The 10197-nt window shown below is 35.9% G+C and carries 8 protein-coding genes and 1 riboswitch; of the genes, 6 read left to right on the forward strand and 2 right to left on the reverse strand.

Annotated features, from left to right (window positions below; genetic code table 11):
* Positions 1–350: 350 nt before the first annotated feature.
* From H7K77_RS00985 to H7K77_RS00995, 3 genes are all read left to right on the forward strand, one after another.
* Complete coding sequence (locus H7K77_RS00985) at positions 351–1475, forward strand: sugar ABC transporter substrate-binding protein (RefSeq protein ID WP_186575850.1); 1125 nt, start codon at positions 351–353, stop codon at positions 1473–1475.
* A 96-nt stretch (positions 1476–1571) separates the two neighbouring features.
* A complete protein-coding gene (locus H7K77_RS00990; RefSeq protein WP_186575851.1) occupies positions 1572–3092 on the forward strand; it encodes a sugar ABC transporter ATP-binding protein in 1521 nt (506 codons plus the stop codon).
* Positions 3093–3160: 68 nt separating this feature from the next.
* Complete coding sequence (locus tag H7K77_RS00995; protein WP_186575856.1) at positions 3161–4279, forward strand: sugar ABC transporter permease; 1119 nt, start codon at positions 3161–3163, stop codon at positions 4277–4279.
* 137 nt (positions 4280–4416) lie between these two features.
* Here H7K77_RS00995 and H7K77_RS01000 read toward each other — a convergent pair whose 3' ends face one another.
* Complete coding sequence (locus H7K77_RS01000; protein WP_186575852.1) at positions 4417–5175, reverse strand: sporulation protein; 759 nt, start codon at positions 5173–5175, stop codon at positions 4417–4419.
* A 173-nt stretch (positions 5176–5348) separates the two neighbouring features.
* Positions 5349–5430: riboswitch (ZMP/ZTP riboswitch) on the forward strand.
* A 55-nt stretch (positions 5431–5485) separates the two neighbouring features.
* On the opposite strand from H7K77_RS01000, the gene serC reads away from it, so the two are divergent.
* From serC to H7K77_RS01015, 3 genes are all read left to right on the forward strand, one after another.
* Complete coding sequence (gene serC, locus H7K77_RS01005; protein WP_186575853.1) at positions 5486–6568, forward strand: 3-phosphoserine/phosphohydroxythreonine transaminase; 1083 nt, start codon at positions 5486–5488, stop codon at positions 6566–6568.
* 501 nt (positions 6569–7069) lie between these two features.
* Complete coding sequence (locus H7K77_RS01010; protein ID WP_186575854.1) at positions 7070–7819, forward strand: hypothetical protein; 750 nt, start codon at positions 7070–7072, stop codon at positions 7817–7819.
* Positions 7820–8234: 415 nt separating this feature from the next.
* Positions 8235–8417, forward strand: a complete 183-nt coding sequence (locus H7K77_RS01015) for an aspartyl-phosphate phosphatase Spo0E family protein (RefSeq protein WP_328700987.1) — start codon at positions 8235–8237, stop codon at positions 8415–8417.
* A 171-nt stretch (positions 8418–8588) separates the two neighbouring features.
* Here the strand turns inward: H7K77_RS01015 and H7K77_RS01020 are convergent, their stop codons facing one another.
* The gene (locus H7K77_RS01020; RefSeq protein WP_186575855.1) at positions 8589–9848 is read right to left on the reverse strand and encodes an MFS transporter; all 1260 of its coding nucleotides are present in this window, start codon (positions 9846–9848) and stop codon (positions 8589–8591) included.
* Between the last annotated feature and the right edge of the window lie 349 nt (positions 9849–10197).

Raw genomic sequence — 10197 nt, forward strand, 5'->3', positions numbered from 1 at the left:
GAATTGACGCAATTCTCTCATGGATCGGCGCAATTCTCTCGTGGGAAGACGCATAACGCATATCTCTCATTAGGTGGCGCAATTCCCACGTGTATTGACGCATATGCCCAATAAAGTGACGCATTTACACTATGGACCAACGCATATCTCGCATGAAATGACGCAATTCCCAGTTTAAGAGGTTTCACTGATTCATATTTAAGGATTAATTTGTTTGTACTAGGATTTTTATAATGTTAAAAAAGTATAGCTAATGATAAAAAAGTGCTATTTAAAAGCGCTTACATGTAAGCGTTACCTTGCTATAATTGGGTTGTAATTAAAACAACAGTTTTGAAAGGGGTCTCAATATGGGGAAAAAATTTAAATTTTTACCAACTTTGTTTGCAATCATTACCATTGCGTTCATAGCTGTAGGTTGTAGTAGCGAATCATCGGGAGGTTCAGGTGGAAGTAGTTCAGTAGATGTTGGTATTGTATTACCTACCAAGGACGAGCCAAGATGGGTTCAAGATGAAGAAAGATTTAAAGCAGCTTTAGATGATTCGGATTATACTACTGAAATTTTATTCAGCCAAGGATCTTCTGATAAGGAAAAACAAAACGTAGAAACATTAATTAGTAAAGGCATTGATGTATTAATCATAGCTCCTCATGATGGTGCTGCTGCAGGTGCTGCAGTTGAAGCGGCTAAGGACGAGGGGATTACTGTTATTGCTTATGACCGTTTAATTACAGATACTGACGCGGTTGATTACTATGTAACTTTTGACAGTATTGCTGTAGGGGAAGCGCAAGGACAATATTTAATTGATAATGCTGAAGGTACAGGTATCCCACTTTATCTATATGCTGGTGCATCTTCTGATAACAATGCATTCTTATTCTTTGAAGGTGCATGGAATGTGCTTCAGCCTAAAATAGCAGATGGTACTTTTGTGATTGCTAATTCTAGTGAGGCAGAAGCATTGAAAGAAAAAGCTGAATTATCTAGAGATGAATTGGGTAAGATTTTAGGTCAGGTTACAACAAATTGGGATCCAAATGAAGCGAAAAACAAAGCGCAAACACATTTAACAGCAGCTAGCGCAGATTTAAAAGGGGATATTTCGATTCTTGCACCAAACGATGGAACTGCACGTTCTATAGCTGACGTATTTGGTAAAGATTCTGCTATTACTAGCTACACTATTACTGGTCAAGATGCTGAGATAGCTTCTATTCAATACATCATTGACGGTAAACAATCTATGACAGTGTTTAAAGATGTTCGTACATTAGTTACGGATGCTATGGGAATGGCGGTTGAAGTCCTAGATGGCAATACACCAGAAACAACAGGTTCATACGACAATGGAGCTGTAGAAGTACCAGCAAAACAAACAGATGTTATCGTGGTTGATCAAGAAAATGTTAAGGCAGAACTAGTTGATTCAGGATACTATGAAGCTAGTGAATTTACTGGATTAGAATAATAAATGGTAAGGAATAGGAAATAGGAGTAATAGTGTTAGATGAATATCTAACACTATTACTCGATTGTAAAGATGTCTGGTTAAGGAGGCTTAGTGATGAGCGATTATATTTTAGAGATGAACCAGATTACGAAGGAGTTTCCAGGGGTAAAAGCGCTCTCTAATGTTAATTTCAAAGTAGAAAGAGGAGAAATACACTTTCTTGTAGGGGAAAATGGTGCAGGTAAGTCTACTCTTATGAAAGTACTAAGTGGTGTTTATCCTTATGGGTCTTATGAGGGTGACATTATATATAACGGAAATGTTCAACAGTTTAACAAAATTAGCGATAGTGTGGATGTAGGGATTGCCATTATCTATCAAGAGTTGGCCTTATTCCCGGATCTTTCTGTTTATGAAAATATATTTGTAGGAAATGAAATACAGAATGGCGGAGTTTTGGATTGGAACAAAGCTATTGTTGAGTCGAAGAAAATGCTAGAAAAAGTAGGGTTGAAAGTAAATCCAGAAACATTAATTAAAGATCTAGGGGTAGGGAAACAGCAATTAATAGAAATTGCAAAAGCATTAAGTAAAGATGTAAAGTTGCTCATCTTAGATGAACCAACAGCTGCACTAAATGAAGACGATAGTGAAAATCTTTTGAATCTATTAAAGGAATTAAAAAAGCAAGGGATTACTTCGATTATGATTTCACACAAACTTAAAGAAGTAATTGCTATTGCAGATAAAGCAACAGTTCTACGTGATGGAGAAACAATTTGTACATTAGATGCTTCCAAAGGGGAAATAAATGAACCAACGATTATTAAAAACATGGTTGGTCGTGAAATTACAGATATTTATCCAAAACGGGTAGGAAATAAAATCGGTGATAAAATTCTTGAGCTATCTAACTGGTCGGCCTATGATGCACAGTTGGGACGACATGTTGCTAAAAATGTAGATATTCATGTTAAACAAGGGGAAATAGTCGGTATAGCAGGTCTAATGGGATCGGGTAGAACGGAACTTGCATTAAGTATTTTTGGGAATGCGATGAATTATAAAATACAAGGGGATTTATTTTTTGAAGGTCTCGCAATTAAATTTAAGCATACGAGTGACGCTATAAAAGCAGGCATTGCTTATGTAACAGAAGATAGAAAAGGTGATGGATTATTTCTATTACAGGATATAAAAAACAATATTTCCATTGGTAATTTAAAAGAAATTTCCTCAAATGGAGTTGTGAATGATAACGAAGAAATAAGAATTGCGGATGAATACCGAGAGTCATTAGGGGTGAAAACACCGTCCATTCAACAACTGGTTGGGAATTTAAGTGGTGGTAACCAACAGAAAGTTTCCTTAGGGAAATGGCTATTTGTAGGTCCTAAACTATTAATATTAGATGAACCAACACGTGGTATAGATGTTGGAGCTAAATTTGAAATTTATACAGTTATGAATGAACTGATTGATAAAGGGATGAGTATCATAATGATTTCATCAGAGCTGGGTGAAATCTTGGGGATGAGTGATCGCGTTTATGTCATGGCGGAAGGCAAAATTAAAGGGGAAATGTCCGCTGAAGATGCCAATCAAGAAAAGATTATGGAACTTGCGACACAATAGGAGGTAAAACTGTGAAATATATTAGGGAGTTATTAGGATTATTAAAGGTTAATATTCGGGATTACGGTATGTATATTGCCTTAATCGTTATTATGATCACTTTTTCTATCCTTACAGATGGACTATTTATGTCTTCTCGAAACATTAGTAATTTACTAGATTCAGCAGGTTATATTGCTGTACTTGCTGTCGGTGTAATGCTTGTAATTGTTATACGCCATATTGATTTGTCAATCGGATTTTTAGCTGGATTTCTTGGTGCGATTGCCGCAATATTATTGATGAATCATGGCGTACCTGTATATATCGTTATTCCAATTATTCTGATTCTTGGTATTTGTGCAGGCTCTATTACTGGCTTTTTAGTAGCGAAAGTTGGAATCCCAGCCTTTGTTGCAACGTTAGCCGGGTGGCTTATTTATCGCGGCGCAATCCTAATGGCAACAGAGAAAACGGGAACGATTATTGTTGATAACGATGCTTTTAATGCAATAGGTAACGGGTATATCCCTTCGATTGCAGAAGTAGGTGGATTGCATCTTCTTTCCTTACTAGTCGGTTTAGTGGGAATCTTGTTCTATATTTATAGTGCGATTTCTAATCGTAGAAATAAGATTAAATATGACTTTGACGTTGTATCAAGACCAATTTTTGTTTTACAGTTATTGTTTGTTTCAACTATTATTGGCTATATTACATGGCTTTTAGCAGGGTATAATGGGCTTTCCTGGACAGTAGTAATTATTCTTCTAGTAGTGTTTGTCTATCATTTTATTACGACGAAGACAGTTCTTGGACGTCATATTTATGCGGTTGGTAGTAACCCGGAAGCAGCACACCTTACTGGTATTAGTGTTAGTAAAATCACCTTCATCGTATTCGGGTCTATGGGAATGTTAGCTGCACTATCTGGTATTTTATTCACTGCTCGTTTACAATCAGCTACAACAACAGCTGGTACGTTATTTGAGCTTGATGCAATCGCTGCTGCCTTCGTTGGTGGAGTGTCTGCTGCTGGCGGAGTTGGTAAAGTAACAGGAGCTGTAATTGGTGCAATTGTTATGGCTACTCTAACAAATGGAATGAACTTAATGGGAGTTGGAATTGCCCCACAATACATGATTCGTGGAGGAATACTTGCTCTAGCCGTAATATTTGATGTAATGACTCGTAGACAAAGAGCGTAGGAAAGATTGCCAGCTATTCGTAGTTGGCAATCTTTTTTAGTTGTTGTAAGAAGGGAAAAAGTTAATGTTTTATCCTAAACAGTTCACATGGAACAATTACTAAAAGGGTGAAACCACTATCACAATGTTTCCACCTTTTAACTAAATTTTCTTATTGTATCGTTTAATTGACTAGCAATATAGTTTGCACCCATATCTATTTCTGATTTAGCAAAAGAGAGTCTTACATAACGCTCATCCATATCAAGAGCTTCTGCAAATAATCCACCAAGCCCTTTTGCGCGTCGGTCAACCTGGAGCAGTAATTCTACTGACTCTTCTTTTACAAAGAAAAATACTTCTAGTTCATCTAAATCGGATCTAAATTCACGTGAAGGGGTAAATTCAAACTCTTGTAAATAGCCATACCTATTAGAATATTCCATCTCTACTTGTCTTAACTGAAAACCTAATATGTTAGTAATAGCACCAAGGATAGTATCCACATATGCATGGGGTGATACTTCGATATAATCCCTATCCTTAGGATCAAGTGCTGATGGGATGTCTAACCCTGTTTGTATCCAAACCTTGGTACGTCCTAATGTTGGTGGAGTTTGGATTGGTAGAGTAAACTCAAAATCTAGTTCCTTCTTCTCTCCTTCTAAAATAGTAAACGATTCACTTAATGAGAACCTGCCTAGCTCTACTTTTTGATAATATTTTTTATCATCCCGTTCTCGAAGAGCTTCTGTCATGATAAAGAGGTTGATGCGATCAATTTGCTGTTCTGCCTTGCCACCTTCGATCAGTACTTTCCCTTTTACACTTTCACCAGGTATTAACCGCTCGCTATCTAATTGTGTATCCACTTTTGCACTACCAATACCAACGCTAGCCAACCACTTTTTTAACATGAATATCCTCCTAATAACATAAATTTAGGTCAAGTAATTCTTCTATTTATTACGTGTATTAACCATGTATAGTTTCAATAAATTATAAAGTATTAAAAAACATCACAGAATCGCCTAAATTTTTAGAAAAATACACATTGAAAAGGATTATAAAGACTGATAAAATAACGACAAAGATTATGTGTAACTGACGATAAAGCGGATAACCGCGGTGGAGCACATAATAGGAATTAGCCGTTCGTCTGGGCATACGAAGGTAAAGGCGTGGCCTTTACCTTTTCTAATTACTATAGAATAGGATGTTGCTAAAATGAAAAGAGTGTATAACTTCTCCGCTGGTCCTTCCATGCTACCATTGCCAGTTTTGGAAAAAGCACAGAGTGAATTACCTAACTATGCTGATTCTGGCATGTCTGTAATGGAGCTAAGTCATCGTTCTGGCTTATTTACTGAAATTATTACAGAGGCAGAACAGTTGTTACGAGATGTGATGGGTATTCCGGATAATTATAAAGTACTTTTTATGCAAGGTGGAGCATCTCAGCAGTTTGCTATGATACCACTGAATCTACTAGTTAATAGTAAGAAGATGGATATTGTAAATACAGGGTCATGGTCAAAGAAAGCAATGAGTGAAGCAAAAAAGTATGGAGATGTAAGAGTTATTGCAACTTCTGAGGATAAAAATTTCACTTATATACCCGATGTTGATCGCAGCATGATTGATCCAAAGGCAGATTATGTACACATTACTACCAATAACACTATTGAAGGGACTGCCTTTTCTGATATACCAGATACAGGGGATGTTCCACTGGTTGCTGATATGTCATCCAATATTTTATCGGTTGATATGGATATCTCGAAATTTGGTTTAATTTATGCAGGCGCACAGAAAAATATCGGTCCAGCTGGTTTAACTGTCGTAGTTATTCGGGAAGATTTAATCGGTAATGCACCAGAAACATGCCCAACTATGTTAAACTACAAAACATTTAGTGAATCTGGTTCATTGTATAATACACCTCCTACTTTCGGTATTTATATGGCCAAGCTTGTATTCGAATGGATAAAAGAACTTGGTGGGATTAAAGAAATGGAACGATTAAATCGAGAGAAAGCACAAATCCTATATAATTATATAGATGCTTCTGAATTATTTGCATCTCCTGTTGAGAAGGGAAGCCGTTCTATCATGAATATTCCATTTATTATTCCTAATCGTGATTTAGATGCAGTCTTTGTTAAAGAGGCAAAAGAAGCAGGTCTTGAAACGTTAAAGGGACACCGTTCAGTTGGGGGCATGCGTGCTAGCATTTATAATGCAATGCCACTTGAGGGTGTAAAGGCATTAGTTAAATTTATGAAAGATTTTGAAGCGAAGCATAAATAAATAAGATTGTAAGATTAAGAGGGTCTCTATGTTGGTAAAGAGACCCTTTTTACAGGATAAGAAGTATAAAAAATAAGAGATGTCTAGCTCCGGGCGCTTACCCCTCAAGGTCTTTGGACAAGCTTCTATGTGGCAAAAGACCGCCACGCCGAGCTTGTATTAAGCTTGTCGGGGTTGATCAAGGCACCCAGCGCTTTTCTTATTTATTACCTTTCTATACTCCACTTTTCTCCCTTGGCAAAACCCGAATAAACATCCTCAAGTCATATTTGAAGAAACAGATTTAATCCTCTTCTTTTTCATCCAAAAAAGTTGACCTCCTACTGCTGAAATGAGTTTAGGAATCCTATCCAAACTTTTGTCTGTTGGTTGTTGTATAAGATAACTATAAAATAGTGTTTTAGGTGAAGATTGGTCATAAGCCCACTATTAGCGGATAATGTCCCACCCATTCATGTTTGAGCATAAGATATAAAAAAAGAAATGGGGAGGGAGAGTGCAATGGGGTTATTTGTAAACAAATATGATCATCCGGACGTTTTTAAGAACGAATGTACAATTAAAGAGCCCAACCAAGGGATATATAAGAAAAACTATCTCACTGATTTGGTGGAAGAGCAGCAAAAAATGAATGAGGAATTGAATAAGTTAAAGAAATCTTATAATCAGCAAACGAGTAACCAGTCTTATCAGTGGAATAACCTTCTAGCGGAATTGGAAGATTTGCGAGAAAGAAATGATGCACAAGTTAAATTTGAGCAAGATGCGTTAGAGTGGTTTTCTAAGTTAGCAAAGGAAAGTAAGATGATGCAAAACGAGCAAGGTCAGGAGAAAGAGGTAACACAGCATCTAGTTGAAGAGGTAAATAAGATAGCTGACATGAATCATGAAATCGTCCAGTACATGCAAAGTCAAGAAGCTAAAAATCAGCATTTAACTAGTGAGATTAACGAGATACTAGGACTTCAAGAACAGGTTGTTAGCAAAATCTCTACGCAAGCAGACGATCAGACCACAATTCAGCATAGGCTAGACAATCAGGAAGCACTAATGGAGAAGCTTTCCAGACAAGTAACTGATTTCCGATCTATTTTATATGAACGTACTAATCACTTAGCTGAGAAAATAGAGAATAGCCTAAACCTAACATCCTCTTATCTTTATAAAGTTTTATCTCGATCTGACAAACCCTTGACTTTCTTCTATGAAGAAACCAAAAATGAAAAAAGTACAGATAGTTCCAGTAACTAATTTTTTCAGCAATGCCTCTATTAGGCATTGCTTTTATATTGGTTTTGTAAATCTGAAGTTTAAGAATATATGATCTAATGCTTACATTGTACTATTGGACGAGCGAATCTAACTTAATGTCGATCTAAGTGAAAACTATGATTGGAATTTGAAGATATAGGCAAAAAATCTAATAATGGAGTAACAAGAGTTCTTTGTCTAATTGCAGTTGCTGAAAAGACCTGATAATATCAAATGTGTCCTATTATGAAGCGTTTTTTATTTTGCTTTAGGGTTTATCTATGTATGATTTTTTGTCGTTTCCCGTCATTACAAAGAAGTTTATGACTTTGTTTGTAGAAAGGCTTTTATTTTGTCCAAATATTGCTCATAATGCATTATGTAGTATGATTTTTAGAGATAGGAGTTTTGAAAAGTGAATAACAACAAAATATTATTAACAAAAATTAATAAAAAGAGGCAAGAAATGATAGAGATAGGATTATCACAAGGATTAACTAGTAAAGAAACAGTTAGATGTAGTCAAGAACTAGATGCATTATTGAATAAATATAATGGTGAAAAAAAAGATCCTGTTTTGGCAGAATTAGCAGTTTGAAATATTATTAATAGGGTATAGAAAGAGTTCTGAAAAAATAGACCGAAAAAGTTTTGCAGGAATTATAGAATCGATAATAATACTAATAGAATGCGTTAGTGAAAAAACTCTTAGAAGAAAAATAAGAGTGTTCCTCTTTAAGCTAGAACACTCCTTCGAATGTTATAAAAATTAAGCTGAACGCTTACTGTTGGGATCGGGAACGAAAGTAAGTATGATGAATCCGATGATAAATAGTATGATGAGACTAAATACTCCAGCATTTGATTTTCCGGTTAATTGAGTAGTTAATCCCATTAATAAGGGCCCCATGATGGAAGCGAATTTTCCAAATATATTATAGAATCCAAAAAACTCATTTGCATTATTTTTTGGGACAAGCTTAGCGAAATACGATCTACTTAATGCCTGAATCCCCCCTTGAGATGTAGCTACAAGCATTGCCATTACCCAAAAGTCCAATACATTATCTAAGAAAAAAGCATAAATACAAACGATAATATAGACGGAAATCCCCACATAAAGCATAAACTTCCCTGTGAACCTTTCAGCTAATCTGCCGTAAATAATCGCAAAAGGTGCAGCAACTACTTGTGTGACAAACAGGACTATTAATAGGTTAGTAGGGCTAATTCCTAAGTCTGTACCGTAAGCAGTTGACATAGATATGATGGTTCCTACACCGTCAATATAAAAGAAATAAGCTAGTAAAAATAAAAAAACGGAACGGTAATTCTTTATGTTTTTAAACGTCTTACCCAGTCGTTTAAAGCTTTCTACTACCGGTTTTGGATGATGTTCAATATAGTACTTTTGTTTTACATTTAATACTAATGGTAAAGCGAATATTCCCCACCATAAGGCAGTAATTAAAAAGGCAATTCGACTTGCAACTCCACTAGAGATAGGAATGATCTCCGCCTGAGCAAGTAGAATTATGGCGATACTTATAATAAAAGGGATTGTGCTCCCGATGTAGCCCATACTAAATCCTCGAGCAGATATCCTGTTCATTCTTTCATCGCTAGTAACATCAACTAAAAAAGCATCATAAAAAACGTTAGCACCAGTAGAACCAATTGCTGCAATGGTGTAACACACTAACATGATCAACCATTGGTCACTCGGTATAAAGGCAAGTATTCCAGTGAATAGAACCCCTAATCCTAAAAAGAAAGAAAAGAAACGCTTTTTGTAGCCTTGGTAATCAGCGATAGTTCCTAAAATAGGAGCAATCATTGCTAAAATAAAGGTGAAAATAGAAATGGTATAGCCAAGATACGCTGTTGAGTCTGTAGCGCTAACCCCAGCGTTTGTAGCAGATGCTTTATAAAATATTGGGAAAACAGCTGTAGTGATAATGATCGAATACGCTGAATTTGCCCAATCGTAAAGCATCCAACTTTGTTCATTCTTCGTAACCCCTTTCATAACATTCCTCCTGTCTATTAGCTATTTTACTAGAAAACAATTTACTTTAAATAAAGATCTACAAAATTTAACAATTGTTTTACATAACATCCTTTTATAATTAGGCACTTTAGGTAAACTTTGTTGTTTTCTATTGTGAATTTGAGAGAAAATCTCTAGAAACTATATTCAATTCCTTACTCTTTACTTTAGTTGAGTGCAAAAGCGACGCTGCGGATTGTGAAGTAAATCGAATTTTAACGTCGCGAAAATAGAGAAATCATAAAAATTCGCTTTGTTAGAGAGCACCTAACGTCGCGAAAGTCGAGAAACTATAAGAATTCGCTTTGTTAGAGAGCACCTAACATCG

It is taken from the genome of Aquibacillus kalidii, assembly GCF_014280935.1.
In the GTDB taxonomy this organism is placed as follows: Bacteria; Bacillota; Bacilli; order Bacillales; family Amphibacillaceae; genus Aquibacillus_D; species Aquibacillus_D kalidii.